This is a genomic window from Gracilimonas sp., assembly GCF_014762685.1.
Classification (GTDB): domain Bacteria; phylum Bacteroidota; class Rhodothermia; order Balneolales; family Balneolaceae; genus Gracilimonas.
Map to the genome: position 1 here is coordinate 412538 of NZ_JABURM010000005.1, position 24738 is coordinate 437275.

At 41.2% G+C, this 24738-nt stretch carries 24 protein-coding genes; 17 read left to right on the forward strand and 7 right to left on the reverse strand.

From position 1 onward, the window contains the following. Positions 1 to 196: 196 nt before the first annotated feature. From lysC to HUJ22_RS01965, 4 genes are read left to right on the forward strand one after another with little or no spacing between them, the layout of a single operon-like run. Positions 197 to 1525: a lysine-sensitive aspartokinase 3 gene (gene lysC, locus HUJ22_RS01950; protein WP_290872956.1), complete on the forward strand. Its 1329-nt coding sequence runs from the start codon at positions 197 to 199 to the stop codon at positions 1523 to 1525. A gap of 11 nt (positions 1526 to 1536) precedes the next feature. Further along, positions 1537 to 2214, forward strand: a complete 678-nt coding sequence (locus tag HUJ22_RS01955; RefSeq protein WP_290872959.1) for a dihydrodipicolinate reductase C-terminal domain-containing protein — start codon at positions 1537 to 1539, stop codon at positions 2212 to 2214. Beyond that, positions 2214 to 3101: a 4-hydroxy-tetrahydrodipicolinate synthase gene (gene dapA / locus HUJ22_RS01960; RefSeq protein ID WP_290872962.1), complete on the forward strand. Its 888-nt coding sequence runs from the start codon at positions 2214 to 2216 to the stop codon at positions 3099 to 3101. Before HUJ22_RS01955 ends, dapA begins: the two co-directional genes overlap by 1 nt. A 57-nt stretch (positions 3102 to 3158) precedes the next feature. Then, the gene (locus HUJ22_RS01965) at positions 3159 to 3965 is read left to right on the forward strand and encodes a 2,3,4,5-tetrahydropyridine-2,6-dicarboxylate N-succinyltransferase (protein ID WP_290876619.1); all 807 of its coding nucleotides are present in this window, start codon (positions 3159 to 3161) and stop codon (positions 3963 to 3965) included. A 67-nt stretch (positions 3966 to 4032) separates the two neighbouring features. On the opposite strand, the gene thrC is transcribed toward HUJ22_RS01965, so the two are convergent. Both thrC and HUJ22_RS01975 read right to left on the reverse strand, forming a co-directional pair. After that, positions 4033 to 5739, reverse strand: a complete 1707-nt coding sequence (thrC, locus tag HUJ22_RS01970) for a threonine synthase (protein ID WP_290872965.1) — start codon at positions 5737 to 5739, stop codon at positions 4033 to 4035. An 88-nt stretch (positions 5740 to 5827) separates the two neighbouring features. After that, positions 5828 to 6073: a hypothetical protein gene (locus HUJ22_RS01975; protein ID WP_290872968.1), complete on the reverse strand. Its 246-nt coding sequence runs from the start codon at positions 6071 to 6073 to the stop codon at positions 5828 to 5830. A gap of 38 nt (positions 6074 to 6111) precedes the next feature. Here HUJ22_RS01975 and HUJ22_RS01980 point away from each other — a divergent pair, with 38 nt between their 5' ends. Beyond that, complete coding sequence (locus HUJ22_RS01980; RefSeq protein WP_290872971.1) at positions 6112 to 7290, forward strand: anhydro-N-acetylmuramic acid kinase; 1179 nt, start codon at positions 6112 to 6114, stop codon at positions 7288 to 7290. A 189-nt stretch (positions 7291 to 7479) separates the two neighbouring features. On the opposite strand, the gene HUJ22_RS01985 is transcribed toward HUJ22_RS01980, so the two are convergent. After that, positions 7480 to 8658, reverse strand: coding sequence for an aspartate aminotransferase family protein (locus HUJ22_RS01985; protein ID WP_290872974.1), 1179 nt, complete (start codon positions 8656 to 8658; stop codon positions 7480 to 7482). Between the two features lie 105 nt (positions 8659 to 8763). Then, on the reverse strand, positions 8764 to 10938 hold the full coding sequence (locus HUJ22_RS01990) for a Tex family protein (protein WP_290872977.1): 2175 nt from the start codon (positions 10936 to 10938) through the stop codon (positions 8764 to 8766). A gap of 252 nt (positions 10939 to 11190) precedes the next feature. On the opposite strand from HUJ22_RS01990, the gene HUJ22_RS01995 reads away from it, so the two are divergent. The 5 genes from HUJ22_RS01995 to HUJ22_RS02015 all read left to right on the forward strand — a co-directional run bounded on the left by HUJ22_RS01995 (position 11191) and on the right by HUJ22_RS02015 (position 17069). Continuing rightward, the gene (locus HUJ22_RS01995; protein WP_290872980.1) at positions 11191 to 11727 is read left to right on the forward strand and encodes an RNA polymerase sigma factor; all 537 of its coding nucleotides are present in this window, start codon (positions 11191 to 11193) and stop codon (positions 11725 to 11727) included. Further along, a complete protein-coding gene (locus HUJ22_RS02000; RefSeq protein ID WP_290872983.1) occupies positions 11720 to 12508 on the forward strand; it encodes a hypothetical protein in 789 nt (262 codons plus the stop codon). Before HUJ22_RS01995 ends, HUJ22_RS02000 begins: the two co-directional genes overlap by 8 nt. Positions 12509 to 12515: 7 nt before the next feature. Further along, a complete protein-coding gene (locus HUJ22_RS02005; protein WP_290872986.1) occupies positions 12516 to 13406 on the forward strand; it encodes a hypothetical protein in 891 nt (296 codons plus the stop codon). 10 nt (positions 13407 to 13416) lie between these two features. Further along, positions 13417 to 14229 (forward strand): DUF4097 family beta strand repeat-containing protein, encoded by an 813-nt coding sequence (locus HUJ22_RS02010; RefSeq protein WP_290872988.1) that lies wholly within the window; start codon positions 13417 to 13419, stop codon positions 14227 to 14229. 122 nt (positions 14230 to 14351) lie between these two features. After that, positions 14352 to 17069: a DUF5916 domain-containing protein gene (locus tag HUJ22_RS02015; RefSeq protein ID WP_290872991.1), complete on the forward strand. Its 2718-nt coding sequence runs from the start codon at positions 14352 to 14354 to the stop codon at positions 17067 to 17069. Between the two features lie 113 nt (positions 17070 to 17182). On the opposite strand, the gene HUJ22_RS02020 is transcribed toward HUJ22_RS02015, so the two are convergent. Beyond that, positions 17183 to 17392, reverse strand: a complete 210-nt coding sequence (locus tag HUJ22_RS02020; RefSeq protein WP_290872993.1) for a DUF2892 domain-containing protein — start codon at positions 17390 to 17392, stop codon at positions 17183 to 17185. Positions 17393 to 17584: 192 nt separating this feature from the next. Between HUJ22_RS02020 and HUJ22_RS02025 the strand changes: the two genes are divergently transcribed. Further along, positions 17585 to 18277 (forward strand): Bax inhibitor-1/YccA family protein, encoded by a 693-nt coding sequence (locus HUJ22_RS02025; RefSeq protein WP_290872996.1) that lies wholly within the window; start codon positions 17585 to 17587, stop codon positions 18275 to 18277. A gap of 47 nt (positions 18278 to 18324) precedes the next feature. Here the strand turns inward: HUJ22_RS02025 and HUJ22_RS02030 are convergent, their stop codons facing one another. Then, positions 18325 to 19170 carry an endonuclease/exonuclease/phosphatase family protein gene (locus HUJ22_RS02030; RefSeq protein WP_290872999.1) on the reverse strand — a complete coding sequence of 282 codons (846 nt, stop codon included), beginning with the start codon at positions 19168 to 19170 and terminating at the stop codon, positions 18325 to 18327. A gap of 188 nt (positions 19171 to 19358) precedes the next feature. Here HUJ22_RS02030 and HUJ22_RS02035 point away from each other — a divergent pair, with 188 nt between their 5' ends. Further along, on the forward strand, positions 19359 to 19742 hold the full coding sequence (locus HUJ22_RS02035) for a MerC domain-containing protein (RefSeq protein ID WP_290873002.1): 384 nt from the start codon (positions 19359 to 19361) through the stop codon (positions 19740 to 19742). On the opposite strand, the gene HUJ22_RS02040 is transcribed toward HUJ22_RS02035, so the two are convergent. Then, on the reverse strand, positions 19739 to 20848 hold the full coding sequence (locus HUJ22_RS02040) for an FAD-dependent oxidoreductase (protein WP_290873005.1): 1110 nt from the start codon (positions 20846 to 20848) through the stop codon (positions 19739 to 19741). The two genes, HUJ22_RS02035 and HUJ22_RS02040, sit on opposite strands and share 4 nt — an antisense overlap. 162 nt (positions 20849 to 21010) lie before the next feature. Here HUJ22_RS02040 and HUJ22_RS02045 point away from each other — a divergent pair, with 162 nt between their 5' ends. From HUJ22_RS02045 to HUJ22_RS02065, 5 genes are all read left to right on the forward strand, one after another. Then, positions 21011 to 21886, forward strand: a complete 876-nt coding sequence (locus HUJ22_RS02045; RefSeq protein ID WP_290873008.1) for a hypothetical protein — start codon at positions 21011 to 21013, stop codon at positions 21884 to 21886. A gap of 79 nt (positions 21887 to 21965) precedes the next feature. Then, positions 21966 to 22319 (forward strand): response regulator, encoded by a 354-nt coding sequence (locus HUJ22_RS02050; RefSeq protein WP_290873011.1) that lies wholly within the window; start codon positions 21966 to 21968, stop codon positions 22317 to 22319. Between the two features lie 66 nt (positions 22320 to 22385). Further along, complete coding sequence (locus tag HUJ22_RS02055) at positions 22386 to 23075, forward strand: hypothetical protein (RefSeq protein WP_290873015.1); 690 nt, start codon at positions 22386 to 22388, stop codon at positions 23073 to 23075. Between the two features lie 73 nt (positions 23076 to 23148). Further along, positions 23149 to 23718 (forward strand): outer membrane beta-barrel protein, encoded by a 570-nt coding sequence (locus HUJ22_RS02060; RefSeq protein ID WP_290873018.1) that lies wholly within the window; start codon positions 23149 to 23151, stop codon positions 23716 to 23718. A 78-nt stretch (positions 23719 to 23796) separates the two neighbouring features. Then, complete coding sequence (locus HUJ22_RS02065; RefSeq protein ID WP_290873021.1) at positions 23797 to 24720, forward strand: FAD-binding oxidoreductase; 924 nt, start codon at positions 23797 to 23799, stop codon at positions 24718 to 24720. Positions 24721 to 24738 lie beyond the last annotated feature (18 nt).

The window sequence follows — 24738 nt, forward strand, 5'->3', positions numbered from 1 at the left end:
CTGATTTTAGGCATTCAATATAAATTGCAACCTTGCTTCAATTTCGATGCTTAGGCCAATTTGAACAACAGTGACTTAAATCCAATCATAAAAGGATGTGAAAATCATCCTGATAAACTATTTAAATAAGGGATTGGGTGGATTTGTGTTTATTTTTGGCTCTCTCACTTCATCAATTCAATTATTTAATTAAAGAATGATCGTATCTAAATTTGGAGGCACCAGTGTCGGTACATACGAAGCCATGCAGCGAAGTGCCAAAATCGTGGCCGCTGATTCTGATCGCCGGTTAATTGTAATCAGTGCTACTTCAGGCACAACCAATGACTTGGTAGCTCTATCGGCAAGTCAACTTAATTCGACCATGCGGGAGGAGCTTCTTGGTAATATTGAGAAGCGTCATCTTGAGATTATAGGACATTGTAAGGATCAGGAGCACGTCAGGGATCGTTTTTATACTGAATTCTCCAAACTACGGGAACATTTGGATTTTGTGGGAAGGGATAAGCGCTGGAAAGATCAGTTATATGCTTATGGAGAGATGATGTCGACACGGATTTTTGTTGAAGTGTTGAAAGAAAATGGAGTGGATGCCGAATGGCTGGATGCCCGTGAAATTATGAAAACGGATTCTACTTTTGGAAATGCGGAACCCAATTTGGTCTCTATTAAGAAAAAGGCTGATAAGCTCCTTCAGAAAGAGAAAATATATTTAACTCAGGGCTTTATCGGTTCAGATGTATTTGGAAACACGACCACATTGGGACGCGGGGGGAGTGATTTCTCAGCCTCACTTTTTGCAGAGGTGGTGGGTGCAGATACACTTGAAATTTGGACTGATGTAGCCGGGGTATTTACCACGGATCCGCGCATCGTGCCAAATGCACACCCTATCTATGAAATTACTTTTGATGAAGCAGCTGAGCTGTCTGTGTTTGGTGGAAAAGTACTACATCCTGCCACATTAAAGCCGGCTATTCGGGGTGGGGTAAATGTGAGGGTGGCTTCAAGTTCAGATCCCGATAAACCTGGAACTTATATTGTAGAAGATGCAGAAAAAAAGCCGCCGATTCGAGCAATTTCGCTTCGAAAAGATCAAACGCTCCTTACCGTAAACAGCCTTGAAATGCTTCATCAGCATGGATTTTTGGCTCACTTGTTTAAGGTTTTAGCTGAACATAAAATCTCAGTAGATTTGGTAAGTACCAGTGAGGTAAGTGTAGCCCTTACATTGGATACAGCTGTTAATGCAGCTAATAAGGTTGAATTAACTGATGATGTATTGGATGAGCTGGGACATTTTGCAGAGATCATTGTTGAAAAGGATTTGGCACTTATAGCTTTAATCGGTAATAATCTTCAAAAAACGTCAGGTATTGGCGGGCCTTTATTTACTGCTCTTGAAAACTATAACGTGCGTTTAATTTGTCATGGAGCCAGTCCAAACAATTTGTGCTTCCTGATAGATCTTGATCAAGCAGAGGATGTTGTGCGTATGTTGCACGAAAAATTTATTACAGAATAAAAAAGAAACACATGAAAATTGCAGTTATTGGAACCGGGAAAACAGGTGGGAGAGTCGTAGAGTTGTTAGGTGATGAATTAGCCGAAGCTTTTGACAGCACGAACCCACCAACCGCAGATAAACTACGAAAAGCAGATGCGGTCATTATTTTTGTGCCGGGAGATGCAGTGCCTGAAATACTGGACACGGTGCTAGAATCAGGAATTCCGGCCGCTTGGGGAAGTACGGGTTACGATTGGCCGGATAACCTGGAAGATCGTTTGAAAGCCAATGATACGCAGTGGGTACTTGCTTCTAATTTCAGTTTAGGGATGAATATTATCCGAAAAAGTATTGAAGCTATATCCGCAGGATCGGCTATTTTGAAGAACCCAGAATTCCATATTCACGAAGTGCATCATATTCACAAAAAAGATGCCCCCAGCGGAACGGCTCTTTCATGGAAAGAATGGCTGGATAGAGAAGTGGAAGTTACCTCAGCTCGGGAAGGTGATGTGAAAGGAATTCACGAATTAACCCTCAAAACAGAAACAGAAGAAATAACTTTAAGACACAAAGCCCTGAACCGGGCTTTGTTTGCGGAAGGAGCCATTTGGGCAGCCAAACAGTTGGTTGAGCACTCGAAGATGGAAGCGGGAATTCGTACCTTTGGAGAGTTATTTGATCAAATTATAAAAGAACAGGAATAATGGAGAAATTTCCACTTTGGACCGCAATTGTTACCCCGATGAATGCAAACGGGAGCGTAGATTACGATAGTTTTGAATACATTCTGAGAAAACAAGAGGAAGCCGGAAATGGAGTTTTGGTGTTAGGGAGTACCGGTGAGGGATTAAACCTGAATGAAGAAGAAAAACGAGAAATTGTAGAGTTTACCAAAGGATTAAACCTGGATGTACCCATGATGGTAGGGATCGGTGGTTTTAACCTGCCGGCTCAGGCAGATTTCATTCACTTTTGCAATGAAATTCAACCCGATGTGTTGTTATTAGTGACCCCGCTTTATGCTAAACCCGGCGCTGAGGGGCAATTTGAATGGTTTAGTGAGCTGATGGCAGAAACAGATATACCATGCATGCTGTATAATGTACCATCCCGAACCGGCGTAAAAATGCATCCTTCTGTTCCGGCAAGACTAAAGCAGGAATTCGATCATCTGTTTGGTGTGAAAGAAGCAAGCGGAAGTGTAGAAGAATTTAAAGCATTCCGCCGGGAAGCTCCGGATGTGAAGTTCTATAGTGGTGATGACGGACTAACCCCCGCTTTTGCCAAAGAAGGGGCAGTGGGATTGGTTTCGGTCGCCTCAAATGTATGGCCGAAAGCTACTCATAGATATACTGAAATGTGTATAGAAGGGAATTCAGATAATCTGTTCCCCCTTTGGAAAAATGCTACGGATGTTCTATTTAAAGCTCCAAATCCGGTTCCTGCTAAAGTGTTGCTTAATCGAAAGGACTGGATCACCAATGATACCGTTCGGTTGCCATTATCACTGGGTGATATTTCCGATAAAGTAGAGCAAGAGCTTCTCAAAGCAGACAAAGAGATCAGTAATTGGCTGGAAGATCAGCAATGATTACTAGAAAGTCATTTTGAGCTAAAGTGAAGAATCTTCACAGAGTTATCTGAGCAGATCCTTCAGAAGTATCCTCAGGATGACACAATTAATGAATTCAATAATCAAAAACACAGAATGAATTACGAAGACGTTTTAGACCAATTAGAAGAAGGAACCTTACGAGCCTCGAATAAGACGGAGAATGGCTGGAAAGCAAATGTTGAAGTGAAGGAAGCGATCCTTGCTTCCTTCAAAAGTGGGGAGAATACATCTTATGAAGGTATTTACGAGGGGTTTGTGGATAAACACAATTTGCCGCCCCGATTTTTTGCTCCCGAAGACGGTGTACGTTTAGTGCCCGGTGGGTCTTCTGTACGTCGGGGAGCCTATGTAGCATCCGGTGTAATTATTATGCCACCTGCTTATATCAATGTTGGAGCATATGTAGATGAAGGCTCAATGGTGGATAGTCATGCTTTAGTAGGTTCTTGTGCCCAGATAGGGAAAAATGTGCATCTTTCAGCCGGAGTTCAAATTGGTGGGGTTTTAGAGCCGGTTGGCATGAACCCGGTAATTATTGAGGATGATTGTTTTATCGGCGCAGGTGCTGTTATTGTGGAAGGGATTTTGGTTAAGAAAGGAGCGGTGATTGCACCCGGTGTAACGCTGTCTAAAGCTGTTCCTGTTTATGATATCGTAAATCAAAAAATGCTGGATCGCGGAGCCGATATCCCTGAAAATGCAGTGGTGATTCCGGGTACCCGACCGGTTAATAACGATTGGGCTAAAGAAAAAGGCCTAAGCATGGCATGCCCGATTATTGTGAAGTATCGAGATGAAGGAAGCAATGCCTCGCTTGAGTTAGAAAATGCTCTTAGATAAGTGATGATTAATGAAGTGATGAAGTAATCTTAGAAAACTACTTCATCACTTTTCACTTTATCAGCCTTCAAACCGCCAGAGCCTTATTAGCTACGGCAAGTCCTTTCACAAACGCTTGTATTACTGCTTCCAACGTATCAGGGGAGGCTCCTTTGGAAGTAAATTTGTGGCCTTCTTTTTCCATAGTAAGTGTAACGACTACCAAAGAATCCGTATCAGGGCTTAGAATTTCTACTTCGTGATTGGTTACTTCAAGGGGGATAAAGGAATCAGTTTCAGCTTTTATAGCTGTAAGTATAGCATCAATAGGGCCAACACCCTGGTCTAGTGAGATTACTTCATCACCGCCATTGATTCGCAGTTTTACAGCAGCACTCACAAGGCCGTGTTTGCGCATGGTCAATTTGTAATCAACTACTTCCACAGGATATTCAAGATCAGCGTCTTCGTTATACACTAAAGACCTCAATACTCTGATTTCTTCTTCTTTTAAGGTCTTTCCCTTCCGGTTGATGTTATGCACGTATTCATCATACAGTTTTGTATGGCCTTCATCCATATTTACGTTTTCAAACCCGGTATTGCGTGTTTGTCCCCAGCTATTTTTCTGCATATCCACAAAGCCGGATTCAATGTACTGCTGAACACGGTCCAGGTTGGGAGGGAGTACCGGAGAGGAAAGGGAATATTTGGCCACAATGTGGGAACTCTTAAGTCCGGTTCCCGTCAACACAAATAAACACTTTTTCCCTTTAAATTGGTCGAGGTTGTTTTTGAATGTCGCTAATGGAATGGCACAGGCAGGTTCAGTAAAATAGCCTTCCTCAACGGTCATCTCTTTCATGGAATCAAGGAGCTCATTTTCGGTAGCGGTAAAAGCAAGTCCGTCTGTTTCTTCAATGCCCCTCAATACCTTATAGAAATCAAAGGGGTCACTGACTGCGACAGCATCAGCCATGGTATTCACGTGATCTTTGACAATTTTTTCTTTCTTGAAAATACCCTCAACTACCGGAGAACTTTGTTCGGGCTGAACTGCCACAAATTTTGGGATCATATCGATCATCCCGGAGGCTTTCATTTCCTTATAACCCTTATAAATGGCAGCGAAATTAGTTCCTGCACCGATCGGAACAAATATATAATCGAATTCTGTATCTCCTTGCTCATAAAGCTCATAAGAGAATGATTTTTGGCCTTCTTGCCGGAATACATAATCTCCGGCCAGGTAATAATTCCCTGATTTGGCGAATTCCCTGCAAAGTTTTTCGCAGGCTGTAAAATCTCCTTTTATTTTGAGAATGGTGGCATCGTAGATGGTAGCCTGAGCTAATTTTACCTCCGGCGTTTTTTCAGGTACAAAAACGAAACAAGGTATTTTAAAATAACATGCATAAGCAGCCACCGAGGCTGCCATGTTTCCGGTTGAAGCCAGGCAAATGGCATCCGCACCCAACTCGAGGGCTTTCTGAACTTCAATATAACTTCCACGATCTTTAAAACAACCGGTGGGGTGTTCAAATTCAAGTTTTCCATATAATTCAGCTTCATATTTTTCCGAAAGCCGGTTTAGTCTTTTTAAAGGGGTAAAATGATTTTTCAGGGGATCCGGCAGTATTTTTTTGAGAGGATACTGTATATTTTTTCCCGATTGATGGTATTCTATTTCAAGCACTCCTCCGCAGTGGGTACAATAGGTACTCGTCTCTCTCTCGTCATTTTCCCGGCCGCACATGATGCAGCTCATAGTATATCCGGAATTAGTTGCTTTCATTATAGAGTATGATTGAAGATTCACTCAAATTTTATGAGTCTGAAGTTATCAAAAAATTAAGAAAAAAGCGCTTTTTTAGCACTCCTGATTATAATGGGAGAAGAATAATTTCCTCAAAATCAAGATCTAATTCAGAGAGAATTGGTTCAGCTATTTCTTCAATTTCCTCTTCGCTGTAATCATTCAGGCCTTCCAGTTTTACATATAGAATCTCATTTTGCTCGTCAATGAAAAATTCAACATCATCTGATTCAAAACTATCTTTAAGTGTATGTATCAGGAATTCGACATCTTCTATAAATGCCTTAATTTCGTCTTCGGTAGGTTCACTCATTTTGTGTAGGTTCTTACTTAAATGTTTAGCTTGAAACTATGAATAAATACATAGCAAAACTCCGGGAAATTTCAGGAAAACCGGAACGACTTATTCTTGGTCTAATGTCCGGAACTTCCCTTGATGGACTCGATATTTCGCTCTGCAAAGTATCTGGAACCGGCCGATCCATAGATATCGAAGTAATTCATTTTACGACCATTGAGTACGATACCGAATTGAGGGAAAAACTTTTTGCCATTCAATCCAATGATAAGACCGATACACGATTATTGACTTATCTTCATTCTGAATTGGGTGATCTGTATGGAGGGTGGATCCTGAATTCTCTGGACGATTGGGGAGTCAACACGGGAGATGTTGACCTGATCGCCAGCCATGGGCAGACGGTTTACCATGCTCCGGCTGAAACTGGAGGCAGTCTGAACGCGACTTTTCAAATAGTTGATGGAGATCATATTGCCCAAAGTACCGGAATCATTACTATATCAGATTTTCGCCAAAAACATACAGCGGTTGGAGGGGAAGGTGCTCCGCTTGCAGGCATTTTTGATGAAATGATATTTCAGTCAGAATCTGAAAACCGAATGCTGTTAAACCTTGGAGGGATTGCAAATTTCACTTGGCTGCCCTCTAAGAACAATGGGGGTAAAATAATTACAGGTGACACCGGTCCGGCTAATACGCTCATCAACGAAGCCATGAAAAAGTATTTTGAACGTCCGTATGACGAAGGTGGTAAGGTTGCGGCCAAAGGAACGGTTCACTCCGAATTGGTTCGATACGTGCTTCTTGAGCCTTATTTTCGCAAACCTTTTCCAAAAACAACCGGACAGGAAGATTTCCGGCTGACATACATTGAAGAATTAATGGAGGGGCATCAAATTAAATTAACCCCGGAAGATCTGGTGACTTCTCTGACAGCCATAACTTCCCAAAGCATTAGCAGAGCGGCAGATGAAGTTGTCGGAGATCAAGATTTCGAATGCTATGTAAGCGGTGGCGGAGTCCATAACAAAACTTTGATGGATGATCTGCAAAAAAGATTATCACAGGCCGAATTCAAATCCTTTGACGAATTAGGAATCCCCGCCGATGCCAAAGAAGCCGCTATGATGGCCTTTTTTGCTAATGAGTTGGTAGCGGGTGAGGGGTTTCCCATACCTGAGATTACGGATGAAAAAATACATTTAGGGAAGATTAGTTTGCCGTTTTAGAGAATTTAAAATTCAAGATTTAAAATGAAAAATTGGGGGCTTAAATCTTGAATAGTTTTCTTAACAAAGATCACAGCATATCAAGAAGATAACACCCCTGAAAGGCTGAACTATAATTAACTGGATGAAAGGATTAACATGGTTATTTAATCAGTGGCGACCGGAAACATCTGCGTCATCCGCGTTCCATTACTCAGTTTGATTTAAGGATAATACCAACACTTCAACCACCCGCTCAATTTGTTCTCTGGTGATGACAAGCGGGGGCAGGAATCTAACTACGGTCCCGTGTGCGGCATTACCCAATACTTTATGTTCAAACATCTTATCTACGACCGGGCGAGCAGGACGGTTAAGCTCTACTCCGATCATAAGCCCAAGTCCGCGGATATCTTTTACTGAGGGGTTTCCGGCTAAATTCTTTTTCAGTAACTCCATCATAAAAACTCCCTTTTCGGCGGCCTGCTCCACAATATTTTCTTCTTCAATTGCATCGAGAGCTGCATTTGCTACATGAGTCGCGAAGGGGTTTCCACCGAATGTAGTTCCATGATCACCGAACCCAAGGGCCGATGCCACTTCTTCCTTAGCCATAATGGCCCCAATCGGAATTCCGCCGGCCAGAGCTTTAGCGGTAGCCACGATATCCGGCAGCACATCAAAATGTTGGTAAGCGTAGAATTTACCGGATCGCCCAACTCCACATTGCACTTCATCAAGAATCATGAGGATATTGAGTTCATCACAAAGTTTTCGGGTTTTTTCCATGAACTCGGCATCAATTACGTTTACTCCGCCTGAACCCTGGATGGTTTCAAAAACGATGGCAATGGTATCTTTGGTAGCAGTCTTTTGCAGAGCCTTAAAATCGTTAAAAGGAACATGGTCGAAGCCGGTGGGCATTGGGTCAAATCCTTCACGGTAACTGGGCATTCCCATAGCGATGGTGGTTACGGAACGCCCGTGAAAGCCTTCACTCAGCGTAATGATATTCCCGGATTTTCCGTTTTTTTTACCCCATTTTCGAGCCAGTTTTACACAACCTTCCATGGCCTCAACGCCGCTGTTGCAAAAAAATACCCGATCTAATCCGGAAACTTTAGAAAGCTTTTCGGCCAGTAAACTCTGTGGCTCGTTATAAAAGAAATTAGAGGCATGCAGTAACTTCTCTGACTGCTCTTTAATGGCTTCCACAATTCGCGGGTGGCAATGTCCGAGATTATTAACCGCTAATCCCCCAAAAGCATCCAGATATTCATTTCCTTCGGTATCCCATAGGAGTGCTCCTTTTCCATGCGATAAGGTAACCGGCAGGCGATTGTACACCTGGAAGTGATATTTTTTTTCGAGTTGCTGCGCTTTGTCCATTTTTTGCTAAATAAAGTTAGTAAGTCATTCTGAGCGAAAGCGAAGAATCTTCAAGAGTTAAATCTGTATAGATCCTTCGGAGGTATCTTCAGGATGACTCTCAAGTTAAACTAATTTGAGGCCAATCCGTCCTCGTTCCAAATCTAAGGTAATAATTTCGATGTTGATAATATCACCAACACCAACCACATCATGGGGATCTTCAATTTTTCTATTTTCAGCCATGTTTGAGATATGAAGCAGCCCGTCTTGTTTTACGCCGATATCGACAAAAGCTCCAAAGTCAACAACGTTCCGAACCGTTCCTTCCAGTTTTTGGCCTTCTTTCAGGTCTTCCATTTTCATAACATCGGTTCGAAGCAGAGGTTTTTGGAGCGACTCACGAGGATCGCGACCGGGCTTTTGCAGGTTCTCAATGATAAGTTCTAAAGTCGGAAGCCCTACGCCAATTTGCTCAGCCGTTTCTTTCAGGTTGATACCCTTAAACTTAGAGACAATCTTATCTTTTTCGGCCGACAGATTCTCGAGATTAATCCCAAACAGGTTGCAGAGTTTTTCCGCAGCTTCGTAACTCTCGGGGTGAATAGCAGTATTGTCCAGCGGGTTTTTGGATTCGGGGATACGCATAAAGCCGGCGGCTTGCTGGAAGCGGAAGTCACCCACTCCATCAATGCTTTTAATTTGCTCACGATCCATGAAAATACCTTGTTCTTCGCGACGCTTCACAATGTTTTGAGCAACTTTTTTACTCAATCCAGAGATATGAGCAAGCAGGGGGGCGCTGGCGGTATTCAAATTTACTCCAACTTCATTCACGCAGCTTTCCACCACATCATCCAGCTTTCCGGCCAATTGGTTTTGGTTTACATCATGCTGATACAATCCCACACCAATCGATTTTGGGTCTATTTTAACCAATTCTGCCAAAGGATCCTGTACACGACGTGCAATAGAGATATTTCCGCGCTGAGGCGCATCAAGTTCAGGGAATTCTTCACGTGCAACGGACGAAGCAGAATAAACGGAAGCTCCGGCTTCGTTCACGATCATATAATGAAGCTCTTCATCAGGATGTTTTTCTTTTCGCTTTTGAAGAAATTCAGCTACAATTTGCTCCGTTTCACGACTTGCCGTTCCATTCCCGATAGCTATTAAGCTGACACCATATTTATCAATCAATTTTTCGAAAATCGCTTCAGCTTCAGCCACCTTCTTTTGGGGAGGGGTAGGATAGGTCGTCGTGCCCTCCAGATACTTCCCGGTTTCGTCCACTACGGCTACTTTACAACCTGAACGGAAGGCAGGATCAAGTCCCATAACTACCTTTTTGTCCAAAGGAGGCTGCATCAGCAGGTTGCTGAGGTTGGTGGCGAAGGTTTCGATGGCATGTTGATCAGCCCGGTCGGTAAGTTCATTTCGTAGCTCCCGCTCCAAAGAAGGAAAGAGCAGACGTTTGTAGGCATCTTCTACGGCATCCTGTAAATGTTCGGTAAAAATACTGCGGTCATTTTTTATGATAACGTCGTCTATATTTTCGAGTGTGCGCTCTTCCCACAGCTCTGTGTTCACAAATAAAATATTCTCTCGCTCACCACGATTGATAGCCAAAATCTGATACGGTTTTAGCTTATTGGCTTTATATGAGAACTCGTAATAATCTTCAAAATTGGTACGCTCTTTCACCGTAGGATTTTTCTTTGTGGTGATATTAGCGTGCTCAGAAAATACCTTTCTTAACATTTCCCGCACTTCAAGATGTTCGTTGATCCATTCTGCAACAATATCGGTTGCGCCTGCATAAACGTCTTCCAGCGATTCTACTTCTTTCTCGGAATCAATGTATTCCTTGGCGTACTCATCCGGATCGCCTTCGTTAATTTCCTGATCCCAGATTAGTTGGGCCAGGGGTTCCAATCCTTTTTCTTTGGCCTTGTCTCCGCGGGTTTTCCGTTTTTGTTTGTAGGGGAGATAGATATCCTCCAGGGTGGTAAGGTCGGTGCAGGCTTTAATTTGAGCTTCCAGTTCAGGAGTCAGTTTTTCTTGGTCTTTGATGGATTTTAAGATAGTCTCTTTACGAGACTCCAGTGTTCTTTGCGCTTCCAGTCCGTCACGGATGGCACGTATCTGGACTTCATCCAACCCGCCGGTGGCTTCCTGTCGGTAACGGGCCATGAATGGAACGGTTGCCCCTTCATCTAAAAACCCGGCTACGGTACTAATTTGTTTAGGAGAAAAATTGAGTTGGCTGGCTAAATAGCTAAAAATCTTGGTTTCGCTCATTGATGATATTCGGTTCAAATTTGAAAGTTGAAAATAAGGAAGGTTGCGGGAAAAATTGAGTTTTATATGAGGAAATTTTGAATGGGTTTGTTATTAGTTTAATCGTACTTCGTTAATGGTAAGCTCTATTATTTAATAATCATTAACGATCAACAAAAAAAATTGTAACCTTTTCCCATCTTATCAGTGTATAAGGGTGAAAACACAAAACCCGGGAAAATTAAGGTGGATTCAACTTCGGATAAGGCATTAATGATGAAAGTGAAAAACGGGGATCTGGATAAGCTGGGTCTTCTTTTTGAGCGATATAATCGACCATTATTCAGTTTTTTCTACAGGATGTGCAAAGAACCCGAGGTGAGTGAGGATCTTGTTCAATCCGTTTTTGAGCGAATCCTGAAGTATCGTAATACTTATACCGGAAGTGGAAATTTCAGTACTTGGTTATTCAGTATTGCACGAAATGCACATATTGATCATTACCGAAAGCAAAAGAGAAATGGCATACCAATCGAAATTGATGAAGAACGGTTGGAAGTTGAAGAGCCTGAATCAAAAGGGTTGATCAATAAAAGAGAAAAGAAAGAGTTGCTGGAAATGGCACTCGACCGCCTGGATGAAGATAAGAGAGAAATTGTGATTTTAAGCCGTTATGAAGGTCTAAAATACAAGGAAATTGCTGAAATTCTGGATACCTCAGAAGGAGCAATTAAAGTGAAAATGTTTAGGGCCATGAAAGAGTTAAAAGATTTGGTAATCACGTTAAGTGAGGAATGCAGCTATGAATGAAAAACATGAACAATTGATTGCTGATTACCTGGCCGGAAGTTTAGATCCGGCAGGTAAAAAAGAAGTTGAAGAGTTAATTGCCGGCGGCGAAATTGATTTTATGGAATTTCGTGAACTGGAGAAGATGCATGAAGATTTGGGGGCTATTTCAGTGCCTAAACCGGGCAAAGCGTTGAGCCCGCGCTTTTATGCGATGCTGGAAGAGGAAAAGAAATCCATGAGAGCATCATGGTTCCAAACTGTAACAGAGCAACTGAGAAAAGTGGCTTCTGAACTCACGATGCCACGCTTGGCTTATGCGTTTATGTTGTTGATTGTCGGTGGTTTTATCGGTTCACAACTGAATGGAAATCAGTCAGAAATTGAACAGCTAAGCCAGGAAATGCAGACAATGAAAGAATTGATGATGGTGAATATGCTTGAAGGAGCTTCGGCTGCCGATCGCCTGAAAGCAGTAAATATAAGCTCTGAGCTTCCAAGGGCTGATACAGAAGCAATTCACGCTTTGCTCTTTACTTTAAATAATGACCCAAGTGTAAACGTTCGTGTACAAGCTATTGAAGCCCTGAAGCGTTGGGCGGAAAATGAGCGAGTGAGGGAAGGATTGGTTCAGTCTATTGCAAAGCAAGAATCCCCGATTGTGATCATCGAGCTGGCTGATGCAATGATTGAACTGGAACTCAAAAACTCCGCTCCGGAGTTTGAGCGGCTATTGGAAGAGCGGGAACTCGACTTTACCGTACAACAGAAATTACAAAGCAGCATTGCTGTATTAATGTAACAGATTCATGAAAACTATCCTTTTTATTTTAATTTTGGTTTTAAATACGGGTATTCAGGCCCAAACACCGGTCGTTTCTCAGCGGACAAATGAAGAAGTAAAAATGCGTATACCTGCTTCCGAGTTTAATGCGCAAACGATTTTTCATTTGAACAATATCAATGGTGATTTGAATGCAGAGGGTTACGATGGAAATGAAATCCTGATTACCGGTACTAAAATAGTAAAGAGTAAACCGGCGGCTTTGGGTGATTTTGATCCGGATGAAATCTACCTGGATCGACTGGAAGGAGAAAACAGTCTTTTTGTATTTGTAAGGCATCCCGGCGTTGTTGCGGAAGTAAGGAACGATGAACTGCACTATACCTCAACCCGACAAAGCAGGAAGAAGTCTTGGGAGGATAATCAGCTTGAGTTTGAATTCAACCTGCAACTGAAAATCCCTCATTATCTGATGGCGCATATTTCAACGATTAATGGAGGAGAAGTAGTGGTAGGGGGAATGAGTAACGGAACTGAGGCTACCAATGTTAACGGAAGCGTATTTATCAATAATGTGAAAGGAGCGGTTACTGCTCAAACCGTTAATGGTAATATTCGGGTAGAGTATGATGAGAGACCTACTGAAGGGGCTGATTTTCATACCGTTAATGGCACTATTGAAGTATATGCACCAAAGAATTTATCCGCTGTTGTAACCTTTAAAAGTTTACACGGTGAATTATATACCGACTTCGAACAAATCAAGTATCTGCGGAATCGAGTTAGAAAAAATTCGGATGGGATGAACCGATTAAGCATAGAGAATTCAACTCCGATACAATTTGGCGAAGGCGGCCCTGAAATGCGGATCCAGCTTTTAAATGGAAACGCCTATATCAAACAAAGAAAATCATAAAATAAATACCATGAAAATATTTAAAATTCATTTACTGCCGATAATAATATTGATCCTTTTATCCATCCCTGTAGTTGCACAGAATAACAATATAGAAGTACCACTCTCAAATCCCGGAGAACCCGGTAAGTTGATTGTCAGTGCCATGTTTTCAGATGATATCGAAATTCGAAGCCACAACAAGGAAAATGTAATTGTTAATTATGATGGGGAGGATATCAGAGATGATGACAAGGATGCCATGAAAAACGGCATGCGCCGGATATCCAGCGGAGGGCTTGGTTTAGAGGTAACGGAAGATAATAATGAAGTGCGGATTTCTACCGGCCCAATGCCTAATCAGGATTTTGAAATGGTGGTATATGTGCCGCGTAATTTTTCATTGAAATTGAATACCATGCAAGGAGATGTAAAAGTTTCGGGACTGGCCGGTGAGCTTGAAATAAGCGCCGTTAATGGGGACATCGAACTGGTTGATATCACCGGAACCGTATTGGTGAACAGTGTGAATGGAGATATGGAAATTGATTTCACCCAAATAAATCCCAATTCCCCGATGTCGTTTACAGGGGTAAATGGAGATATCGAAGTCTCTTTTCCTGCGAATGCCAAATTTACAGCTAAAATGAAAACTGAATGGGGCGATGTGTATACCAATTTTGATATGGATATTGATCGCAACAGCTCCCGCTCAGAGTCTGGTGATAATGATGGTACTTTTAAAGTAGCGGTTAACAGATGGATTATTGGTGAGGTCAATGGTGGCGGCCCCGAGTTTCTCTTCAAAACCCTGCATGGAGATATTTCAATTCGTAAAAAATAAATAAAAGGGTAACTTTTTCTTTTGCTTTTCGTGTAAAGAGAAACAAAAAAAAAGGAGCTGTAACCACAAGCCTAATATATGGTTACAGGGATAGGACTCCTTCAATAAAAAAGGAAAATACGATGAGAAGAATATTACTAACCCTGCTATATCTATGTCTTGTAACGAGTGTTAATGCCCAAAATTCCTATAAGAAGAAAGGGGATACGATCTCAATTAAAACAGCTGATATTCGGCCCGGCACGTCGGATCAGCCAACCATGGAAGCTATACGACTAGCTGCATCCAATGAAGTAAAATTAGACGGAAAATTGTCAGAATCAATTTGGATGGATGCACCGGCAGCAACACAATTTACCCAGCGTTTCCCAAATGACGGAAGCAAGCCAACGCAAAGAACAGAAGTTAGGTTACTATACACCGATTCCCATATTTATGTTGGGGTGATCGCATTTGAGTCAAACCCCGATTCCATTAAAGCTCCATTATTCAGGAGAGATGGGGGACAGGCAAGTGATTGGGTTTACGTAAGTTTTGATAGTTATAATGATCAAAGAACCGCCTTTACATTTGCAGTAAATCCAAAAGGAGTGCAAAAAGATGTTCTATATTTTGATGATACTGGTGAGGATATTCTATGGGATGCCGTTTGGGAAGCAAAAACTCATATAGGAGAAAATGGGTGGACAGCGGAGATTAAGATCCCGTTATCGCAGCTGCGATACAGCTCTAAAAATTCTGAACAAGAATGGGGGATAAATTTTCAAAGACGATTATCAAGAAATGGCGAGATATCCATGTGGGCACCTGTATCGCAAAATGAGAATGCCATGGTTTCAAAATATGGTCGATTAGAAGGAATTCATGACCTGTCAAGTTCGAAACGCCTGGAAATTACTCCCTATATTTCGGGAGATGTAACACGGGCTCCCAAGCCGGGAACCGGCAATCCTTATTACAGTCAAAACCAATTTGCCGGTAATGTCGGGGGAGATATTAAATATGGAGTTACATCAGACCTTACCCTGACGGCAACCATTAACCCGGATTTTGGGCAGGTTGAAGCTGATCCCGCCGTAATCAACCTGACTGCCAATGAAAACTTCTTCTCCGAAAAACGACCATTTTTTCTTGAAGGCAATGATATATTTCAATTTGGAAATACCAAATCGTTTAGCCCAATGGGGAATCCGGTTACCTTTTATTCCAGAAGGATCGGACGAACTCCTCAGGGCAGCGCTAACCGTGCCGGGGTAAATGCCGAATTTGTGGATAGACCTGACTTTACCACCATTGCTACTGCTGCAAAACTGAGCGGTAAAACCAAAAATGGCTGGTCTATTGGTTTTTTGGATGCTTATACCCTTAAAGAAGGAGCACAGTATTCAACACCCGGTGGAGCTGAAAACACGTTCGCTATAGAGCCGACTACAAATTATATGGTGGCGCGTACCAAAAAGGATATAAACTCAGGAAACACCTATTTTGGCGGATTCGCAAGTGCCGTGAACAGGAATATTGAAGACAGTTATTTTGAAGATTTTCTTCGTACGTCCGCTTATTTGGGAGGCGTTGATTTTGAGCACAGCTTTAATAATCGAAACTGGGTCACCAGCGGTGTGATCTCATTGAGCACCATTAATGGAAGTAAAGAAGCTATTGAACTAGCCCAGCGTTCTCCGGTTAGGTATTACAATCGTGTAGATTCAGAAAAGTTAACAGTTGATCCCGACAAGACGAGTTTATCAGGTTTTGCTACGGAATTAAGTATTCAGAAAAGAGGCGGTGATGATAACTGGATGACTTCACTGACCTATTCCGAAGTCAGTCCTGGCTATGAAACCAACGATCTCGGTTTCCAAAATAGAGCAGATTACCGATCCATAAACGGTGTACTTATCTATCGCGAAACAGACCCGAGTTGGTTGCGTTCCTACGAATTTTTTGTCTTCCATGCACATGCCTGGAACTACGATGGTAATGTAATCAAAAACGGATATGTACATGGCGGATTTATGCGTTTTGATAACTTGTGGAACATCAATTACAATATAAACTACGGTAGTGGTAATCAATATTCAGATCGTTTTACAAGAGGCGGACCAATTCTTAAGACTCCTCAAAGTTTAGGTTTTAACATGAACGTTCACTCGAACCCTAATAAGAGAGTATCTTTCAATGTGGGAACGTTTCAGAAGAAAGATGCATCCGGAGAATTTGACAATAATATATGGGTTGGGTTGAATCTTAATCCGGTTCCATATCTGCAGATCAATATATCACCACAATATAGTCATCAGAAAGATACAGATCAGTTTGTAACGTCTGCAGCCGATGCCAATGCTTCGAATACATACGGCCGACGATATGTATTTGCAAATATCAAACAGCATACTTTAAGTACTAGTTTCCGACTTAACTGGACGTTCTCACCAACGATGAGTCTGCAAACCTATGTCCGACCTTTTATCTCTACCGGGTCATATAAAAACTTTAAGGAATTTGCCAAGCCGGGAACTTTTGATTTTGATATCTACGGTGAAGATCGAGGAAATATTTACAAAGCAAACGGTGTATATACGGTAGATCCTGACGGTAGCGGAACATCACCTGAGATTAGTTTTTCTGATCCTGATTTCAATTTCCGCGCAGTGCAGGGCAATGCCGTTTTCCGATGGGAATATATGCCCGGATCTACGCTATATTTCGTGTGGCAGCAGCAGCGCAATGATTTTGCAGATATGGGAGATTTTGATTTCACCCGCGACCTAAAAGGATTATTCCAATCCAAGCCTACCAATGTATTCTTGGTGAAGGTGAGCTATTGGTTTGGGGGGTAATAACAACTAGTGTAAGTGATAATAAGTAAGGGTGTACTGTATCGCCCTTGCTTTATCATCCAATTGTGATAATGCAAATTCGCTGAGAAACTTACACCGAAAGGTCTGCTTTATTATTCTACTGAAGTTTTACACGTACTTAACCCAAAAGGGGCGTAAAGCGGGCAAAAACTAATCAGGCTTGTCAAAACAAAAACTCCGGCCAATACCAATAATACAACTCCCCATGTTCCGACTACCGTGCCGGTAAAGTATAAAGCCACAAAAATGGCGGCTAAAATAAAGCGAATGATTTTATCAGTGGATCCCATATTTTTTTTCATAACAACCTCGTTATATTTATTGAAAATCTATTCAATCAAAAAATGCCAAAAATGTAATTATTAGTTTATAAAGTGCACAAACGGGTATTACTTTTGGTATTTTCACCACACAATAAACATGGTTCATGAAGGTTTAGTGAATTTGTAGTCGCAGGAAAAATTTTCAATCTAAATTATTATCAAAAAGAAAAAATGAATACACAGCATTTAACGGCAGAACAGGTTAAGTCTATCCAGGTTGGTTTTATTAACAAAGTATATGGCTGGATGGCTTTAGCGCTGGCTATTACCGGGTTTGTGGCATTACGCACTGCCAATTCAGGGCTGATCGATGTGATTGCAGGAAATCAGATCCTGTTCTTTGGAATTATTATTGCTGAACTGGGACTTGTAGTATGGCTTTCAAGCAGAATTGAGAGCATGAATGCTACCAAGGCTATTTCTTTATTTCTATTATATTCGGCATTGAATGGACTCACTTTTTCAATCCTGTTTCTGGTATATACTGCAGGATCTATCGCTTCTACTTTCTTCATTACTGCCGGGACATTCGGGGTGATGAGTGCCTACGGTTATTTCACCAAAACTGATTTGACCAGTATTGGTAACATTGCGTTCATGGGTTTAATTGGTATCATCATTGCCAGTGTGGTGAATATGTTTTGGCATAATGAAACCCTCTACTGGGGCATTACTTACATTGGGGTGTTGGTGTTTGTAGGCTTGACAGCCTATGACACTCAAAAAATTAAAAAAATGAGCTTGGAAATGGATATCAATTCAGAAGAGGGCAGCAAAGGTGCAATCATGGGGGCTTTAGCGCTATATCTGGATTTCATCAACCTGTTTATTATGCTGTTGCGTATTTTCGGTAACCGAAAGTAAATTTCATAATTGTAGTGGTATCTATTGGTATGGCACTGTAGTTGAATTTACTTTTTTGATTTTAATAAGCTGAAATTCACAAGTACCGGGAGATGATCGGAAGGAGTTCGGTTGTCCTTTATTTCATTGACAACGGTGTATTTCCGAATCTCTACATTCTTGCTTACAAAGATATAGTCTATTCGCTTGTCTAATGGATGAGAAACATCGAAACCATTAAATGTTCCTTCCGGACCGATGGGTGGAGTGGAACTGACAGTTCTTGCATCCCTCAAGTATTCAGTTAGATAAAGGATAGGTTTGGAGTCCGGCTCTGCATTAAAATCACCCATCAATAAGACAGGGTAATTTTTAGTATTCAACTTTTGAATATAGGATCGAATCAATTTTAGAGACTCTATGCGGGATTCTGTTCCCATATGATCCAGGTGGGCATTAAACACCCAAAGATGAGCATTGTTGGAAGGATCAAAAAGGAGGGTATAACTACAGATACGGATGTTAGCGGCATCCCACCCAATAGAGACACTATCCGGGGTTTCTGATAGCCAGAAAGTTCCTTGATCTATGTTTATGAATTTCTCAGTATTAAAGAAAATAGCTGCATATTCTCCGGCATGGATTCCATCTTTACGACCAACGCCCACATAATCGTAAGAAGTCAAAGTACTATCGAGGTAAGTGATTTGATTATGTAATCCTTCCTGAGTTCCAATAATATCCGGAGAATATTTTTGAAGTTGATTAGTAAGCCATTCCTTGCGATGGTCCCAGCGGTTAATCCCATCACTTTCCAGGTTAAGACGCACGTTATAGGTAGCTGCTGAATAATTTTGGCAAAATCCAGCAGTAGAAAAAACGATCAAAAATAAAAAAGCAGAATAGAATTTCATGACGATATTTTGTGGAATATAGCCTCTTAGGTTTAAAAATACTTGTCATTGATAAACTAATACAAGCTTTTAGTTCTATTGGTTGAGGTAGAACAAATACAGATTATAATCTCATAGCTATTCTAAAAATTTTTTACCTTTGGTGTTCTGTAAAATTCACTAACTACACGACGTTTCTAAATATATAGATGAGCATCAAAAACGAGCAAGACAAAGGGTTTTGGGACAGGATGGGCATAGGCCTGTCCGGTTTATGTGCTATTCATTGTCTGTTGGTACCGGTATTTGTATCCTTAATCCCTTTATGGCCTGCCTTAGAAGAATTTCATGAATACACCCATTTGGTTTTTTTTCTGGCTATTGCTCCGGCCGTAATTTTGTCCATAAAAAATAGAAAAGACCTGAAATCGGTTTCCGGCTACTTATATATTGGGTTGGGTATTATTTTCCTGGCTTGGATTTTCAACAATCAACTGGGTGAATATGGAGAGGCTGGGGTAACTTTAATCGGCAGTACTTTGCTTATTCGCGGACACTGGCTGAACTACAAATCAAAAATGGGATTTAGCTAAAAAGCCTCTTCCAGGAGATCGGCTGCTTTTAAGGCGCAACCCCAGCTAAGTGTTACACCAGCTCCACCGTGGCCATAATTATGTATAATCAGTTTATCATTGATCTCTTCAGTTTCAAGCCGTAATCCATCTTTAGTTTTTCGGATATAACGGTAACCCAGTTTGGATTTTATATTAGAGTAATTACCTGGGTTTATTCCGAATGTATTTTGAATAATCTTAGAATTGAGTTCAAGGATTTGGGAAGGAACTTTCATCCCATTAATTTCAGAAACGGGTTCAATATTCACTTCACCAGTCCAGTTTCCTGACCAATCCAGTTCACCCTGTTGCCGGCTGCCTCCCAAAACCCAGCCATTGCTTCGCGGGTAACAGTAGACATCTTGCTGATTTCCAGCCTCGCTTTGATAAACATCAGCTCCCGGAGAGAAATTATAGGAAACGGTTTTACCCTCAGGATTTAAAAGCAGGGGAGCATCAATAACATTCAAAATATGCCCTCGCTGAATGAGGTTATCATCATCCTGAAAAAGCTTCATGGAGCCCAATTCAGAACAATTGATAATATATTCAAAGGGTAATTGAAGTAAGTTACCTGGGGATAAATCCTCAATATGAAGTTTGGCTCCATTTGCAAGTACCCGTTCAATTAACGCCGGAAAATACAGGGTCCAGTCCGCAAAGAAGCACTCAAATTTCCACCCGCTTTGAATAGTTATATCAGGGTGAAATGGATGAAACCCGGATCTAAAATCATCTAAAGACTGAAAGTTATTCATCATTGATGCATATTGAGGAAAAGACCGTTTGTCAGCAAAGAGCTCGAAATGTTCATGCACTTTTAGCCCGGGGAATCTTTGCTCAAAAAGGTGGTTAAAGTATTGTCTGCTTTGCATAAAAATTTCATGCAGCGCATCATAATAAATAGAATGAGGTATTATTGATGCAGCAGGAAACAGGCTGCAGAAATCCGGTTTTAATATAGTTTCCCGGGGTTTGTCTTTGGAATACAGGGTTACATCCCAGCCTCGTTCCTGCAAGAGGTGAGCGGTAGATAAACCACTTACGCCGCAACCGATGATACATACCGTTTTTCTTTTTGCCATGCTAAAATATAAAAGCTTTAAGCTTAGAAAAAACTAATATAAGAGAGGCTGATTTACATTGTATCAGGGTTCTATTTTTGGTAGTTTTATTTTAACCAGACAGACTACAACAACGTGCAAAAAAACACTTTACTTGTAATATTATTGGGTACTTTTTTCGGCATGTTTTCATGCGATTTGCTTACCATTAGTGATGAAGCCCTGGAATATCCCACCAAATATCCTCAGCTTGAAATTGGTGAATTAGAATCTTTGAATGCGGAGTACCAAAGTGTAAATAACGGACGTTTATGTTCTACATTAAATGAGTACGGTTTTACCGGTTTCAGTGAAATATTATTTGAAAATGGGGAGAATCCCTGTGAGAGAACTAACCGGGGAGATGATGTAGTACGGGTAGAGATGGACAATCCGGATACTTTGGCCTCTGCAGCTAAAAAAATATTACTTAAAAACAGCAAATATACCGGCGTTCAGGATACCAATAAATTGGTTTTAAACGAATTACTTCCACAGCCCGGATGTATTAATTGCGGCCGACCCGATGAGTATAGTGCCAACATTGAATGGAAACTCACTTTTAAAAATCAGGTTATTGATTCTGCTGAGGTATTAGGAACAGAAATCACTGTTTTTGTAGATGCAGAGGGAGTTAATCGAATTTGGGGTAATTGGTATCCTGATTTTAAGATACCTGACTTTGTAAACTTTGGATACTTAGATGTGATGCAGGGCATGGTTGGCTGGAAAATTCATATGAGTGATTATACGGGAGAGGACAGCACTTATACCGTGCAGGAAGAAGATATAACAGAAATACCTGAGAAAGTCCATTTACCAATTGTTGATGAAAACAGCAATGACCTGGAAATAAGGACTTGTTGGGCCGTACCCATATTGAAAAGCAAAGATGAGAACTTTTCAGGCTGGATTGCATATATAGATATTGAGGAAGGTTTTTTAGTGGATTTAGTTTCCATGCAAGAGATAGCTCTTAAAGAAAATTCACAAATTGATCATAAAATTGTAACATTTTAGGTTTTGGATACTCTTGGTTGTCAGGGTAAGTAAAATTTAATCTCAAGCTGAAAAGGACATATCATTGGCAGAACCAGTAATGAAAGTACTTATAGTTGAAGACGACATGATTATTTCATTAGTCGTCGAAAATATGATAAATAAATTAGGACATAATTTAGTTGGTAAGGCAGCTTCCGGGGATGAAGCCATTGAGCTGGCAAAAGAACATAAGCCCGATATTATCCTGATGGATATCCGTTTAAAAGGGGAAATGGATGGGATTGAAGCCGTAATTGAGATCAAAAAACATATCGAAACAGCTGTGATTTATTTGACCGGAAACTCAGATAAAGTGAATTACGATCGAGCTAAGGCTACCGAATGTGTTGATTTGATTTCTAAGCCTTTTACCATTGGAGAACTTACCCGATCCTTAGATTTGGTTTCCTAAGTATTTTGCATCTTTCTTGGGAGAATAACGTAGGTTATACCCTATATCAAAAAATGGGCAATAGCTATGAGTACAAAATTTAAAAACCTGAGAAATGACTTAGAAGACCTTGAACAAGAAGGACAGTTTGATATTGGTGAAAGTTCAACGGGTTCCGGTGGCACTACAACCTCAAAGTTGGCGAACTATATTCTGCTTTTTGCATTTATAACTACGCTTACCTTTTATGCCGGCTCAAAACTGAATTTTTCAAGTATCCAGTTAAACCCAATCGAAAATTTTGTGCAGGAACTCAGCCAGCCAAATGAAGATCTGTTGAATAGAATGGGAGCCTGGATGGAAGAAATGGGTTACGGAACCCTTACTCACGAACAGCTTACCGAATTAAGAGAGGAAGGAGTAACGGCAACCTATACTTCCCAAATTAGAGAAGCAGGTTATACTAATGTAACTTTGGAGGAATTGGTAGACCTGCAAAATGCTGATGTAAGCGGTACTTTTGCCCGAATGATGCGGGAATTGGGATACGAGTTTACAGTTCAGGATTTAGTTGATATAAGACGGGCAGGGGTAACAGCTTTCTTTACCAGTAATATGATGGATTTAGGGTATACTTTAGAAGAACTTACCAAAGAGAGCCTCATTCGGATGCGCAATATTGGGGTCACACATCAGCAGGCCGAACGATTAATTGAAGAAAGAGGGGCAAAACCTACTGTAGATGAACTTATACGTGACAGAATCAGTAACCAGTAGTAAGATTTTTTTCGGAACATAAAGTGATTTAATGATTTACAAGTAGTGAACTTAAATAAACATATAACTTATAATGAGAAAATTAATCACTTTTATATCTGTAATAGCCATCACGGCACTTTTCAGCCAGGCAAATGCCCAGCAATATATGATTGAAAATGCTTCGGGTATTGGGCCCAAAGTGGGTTTCTATAAAGCTCCTGACGCTGAGGATGGAACCATGTTTATCGGCCTTCAATCTCGAACCAAAGGAAAATATGTTGGGGCTGAATTCAGTCTGGAATACCGTGGTGAGCAGGGCTACACTACTTCCGGTGGAAGTGAACTAACTGTAAGGCAAGTTCCGGTAACCGGTTCACTGCTGCTCTTTGCGCCGCTCGCAGAAAATTTTGCTCCCTATGGACTGGCCGGCTTAGGTGCCTACTATACTTTTTATGACTACGACGGTGGCTTTGTAAATCCCGGCGACGACGCTGAAATAAAAATTGGATATCATTTAGGATTTGGGGCCGATGTAGCTTTTTCTGAGTCGGCTGCATTCAATATCGATTACCGTTATTTATTTCTTGACGGCAGCGAAGACCTTTCGGATAAGGAATTCAGCGGGAATGTAATTTCTGCCGGACTCACGTTTTATTTCTAAGTTAAAAAAGTCCTATTTTTAAATCCCGCGCTTTACGGTGCGGGATTTTTTTTGAACTAAATAACCTGAAAAACAAAAATGGCGGAAATAACTCTTCCTGAAGTTGAGCTAAACATCTACTCACCTAAAGACCCAACGGAAATAACAGTAGTTGAAAATTATATTTGTACAAAAGAAAGCAGTCCGAATTTTGTCCGGCACGTAACTTTTGATGTATCAGGAACGGATTTAGAAGGAAGAGTTCGAATCGGGCAGTCGATAGGTATTCTGCCTCCGGGAGAAAATGAAAGGGGCAGGCCGCATAAACTCAGATTGTATTCCATATCATCGCCAACAAAGGGGGAAGGGGGAAAGCCTCATCTGGTTTCCACTACGGTCAAAAGGACCATCGAAGAACTAGACGGGAAATTATATACTGGGGTATGCTCAAATTATTTGGCAGATTTAAAACCCGGAGATAAAGTGACGGTTACCGGTCCAAGTGGAAAACGGTTTCTGCTTCCTGAAAATGAAAAAGATTTTAATTATGTGTTTTTTGCTACAGGGACAGGAATAGCTCCGTTTCGAGGTATGATTATGGAGTTGCTGGAGTCTGATTATAAAGGAAAGGTGGTTTTGGTTTTTGGCGCAGCCTATCGTACCGATCTTATCTATTCAGATTTTTTTATGGAGATGGAAAAAAAGCATGATAATTTTCGTTATATCGCTAAAATATCCCGTGAAGATCGCCGTCCGGATGGCAGTAAGTATTATGTGCAAACGGCTATAGAAGATGAAGAGGAAATTTTAGACCCGCTTTTCAGTCAGGAAAATACATTGATCTATATCTGTGGTATCAAGGGAATGGAAGCCGGGATCTATAAAAGTCTTGCCAAAAAAGGATATCCTGAGTACCTGCTGCTAAAAGGAGATTATATGGATGTGGATCCTGATGAATGGGACTGGGAAGACATGCGCCGCAATGTAAAACCCGGCTCCCGGACCTTCGAAGAAGTATACTGACTGCAGGGTTTTTCCGGT

What these genes read in the sequence shown, in the direction of transcription:
- HUJ22_RS02025 (WP_290872996.1), top strand. Translation starts at nt 17,585, where the DNA reads ATGAATACACAGCATTTAACGGCAGAACAGGTTAAGTCTATCCAGGTT.
- HUJ22_RS02035 (WP_290873002.1), top strand. Translation starts at nt 19,359, where the DNA reads ATGAGCATCAAAAACGAGCAAGACAAAGGGTTTTGGGACAGGATGGGC.
- HUJ22_RS02060 (WP_290873018.1), top strand. Translation starts at nt 23,149, where the DNA reads ATGAGAAAATTAATCACTTTTATATCTGTAATAGCCATCACGGCACTT.
- thrC (WP_290872965.1), bottom strand. Translation starts at nt 5,739, where the DNA reads ATGAAAGCAACTAATTCCGGATATACTATGAGCTGCATCATGTGCGGC.
- HUJ22_RS02015 (WP_290872991.1), top strand. Translation starts at nt 14,352, where the DNA reads ATGAGAAGAATATTACTAACCCTGCTATATCTATGTCTTGTAACGAGT.
- HUJ22_RS02045 (WP_290873008.1), top strand. Translation starts at nt 21,011, where the DNA reads ATGTTTTCATGCGATTTGCTTACCATTAGTGATGAAGCCCTGGAATAT.
- HUJ22_RS01985 (WP_290872974.1), bottom strand. Translation starts at nt 8,658, where the DNA reads ATGGACAAAGCGCAGCAACTCGAAAAAAAATATCACTTCCAGGTGTAC.
- HUJ22_RS02030 (WP_290872999.1), bottom strand. Translation starts at nt 19,170, where the DNA reads ATGAAATTCTATTCTGCTTTTTTATTTTTGATCGTTTTTTCTACTGCT.
- dapA (WP_290872962.1), top strand. Translation starts at nt 2,214, where the DNA reads ATGGAGAAATTTCCACTTTGGACCGCAATTGTTACCCCGATGAATGCA.
- HUJ22_RS02040 (WP_290873005.1), bottom strand. Translation starts at nt 20,848, where the DNA reads ATGGCAAAAAGAAAAACGGTATGTATCATCGGTTGCGGCGTAAGTGGT.
- HUJ22_RS02055 (WP_290873015.1), top strand. Translation starts at nt 22,386, where the DNA reads ATGAGTACAAAATTTAAAAACCTGAGAAATGACTTAGAAGACCTTGAA.
- HUJ22_RS01990 (WP_290872977.1), bottom strand. Translation starts at nt 10,938, where the DNA reads ATGAGCGAAACCAAGATTTTTAGCTATTTAGCCAGCCAACTCAATTTT.
- HUJ22_RS02050 (WP_290873011.1), top strand. Translation starts at nt 21,966, where the DNA reads ATGAAAGTACTTATAGTTGAAGACGACATGATTATTTCATTAGTCGTC.
- HUJ22_RS01995 (WP_290872980.1), top strand. Translation starts at nt 11,191, where the DNA reads ATGATGAAAGTGAAAAACGGGGATCTGGATAAGCTGGGTCTTCTTTTT.
- HUJ22_RS02005 (WP_290872986.1), top strand. Translation starts at nt 12,516, where the DNA reads ATGAAAACTATCCTTTTTATTTTAATTTTGGTTTTAAATACGGGTATT.
- HUJ22_RS01955 (WP_290872959.1), top strand. Translation starts at nt 1,537, where the DNA reads ATGAAAATTGCAGTTATTGGAACCGGGAAAACAGGTGGGAGAGTCGTA.
- HUJ22_RS02000 (WP_290872983.1), top strand. Translation starts at nt 11,720, where the DNA reads ATGAATGAAAAACATGAACAATTGATTGCTGATTACCTGGCCGGAAGT.
- HUJ22_RS02020 (WP_290872993.1), bottom strand. Translation starts at nt 17,392, where the DNA reads ATGAAAAAAAATATGGGATCCACTGATAAAATCATTCGCTTTATTTTA.
- HUJ22_RS02065 (WP_290873021.1), top strand. Translation starts at nt 23,797, where the DNA reads ATGGCGGAAATAACTCTTCCTGAAGTTGAGCTAAACATCTACTCACCT.
- lysC (WP_290872956.1), top strand. Translation starts at nt 197, where the DNA reads ATGATCGTATCTAAATTTGGAGGCACCAGTGTCGGTACATACGAAGCC.
- HUJ22_RS01980 (WP_290872971.1), top strand. Translation starts at nt 6,112, where the DNA reads ATGAATAAATACATAGCAAAACTCCGGGAAATTTCAGGAAAACCGGAA.
- HUJ22_RS01975 (WP_290872968.1), bottom strand. Translation starts at nt 6,073, where the DNA reads ATGAGTGAACCTACCGAAGACGAAATTAAGGCATTTATAGAAGATGTC.
- HUJ22_RS02010 (WP_290872988.1), top strand. Translation starts at nt 13,417, where the DNA reads ATGAAAATATTTAAAATTCATTTACTGCCGATAATAATATTGATCCTT.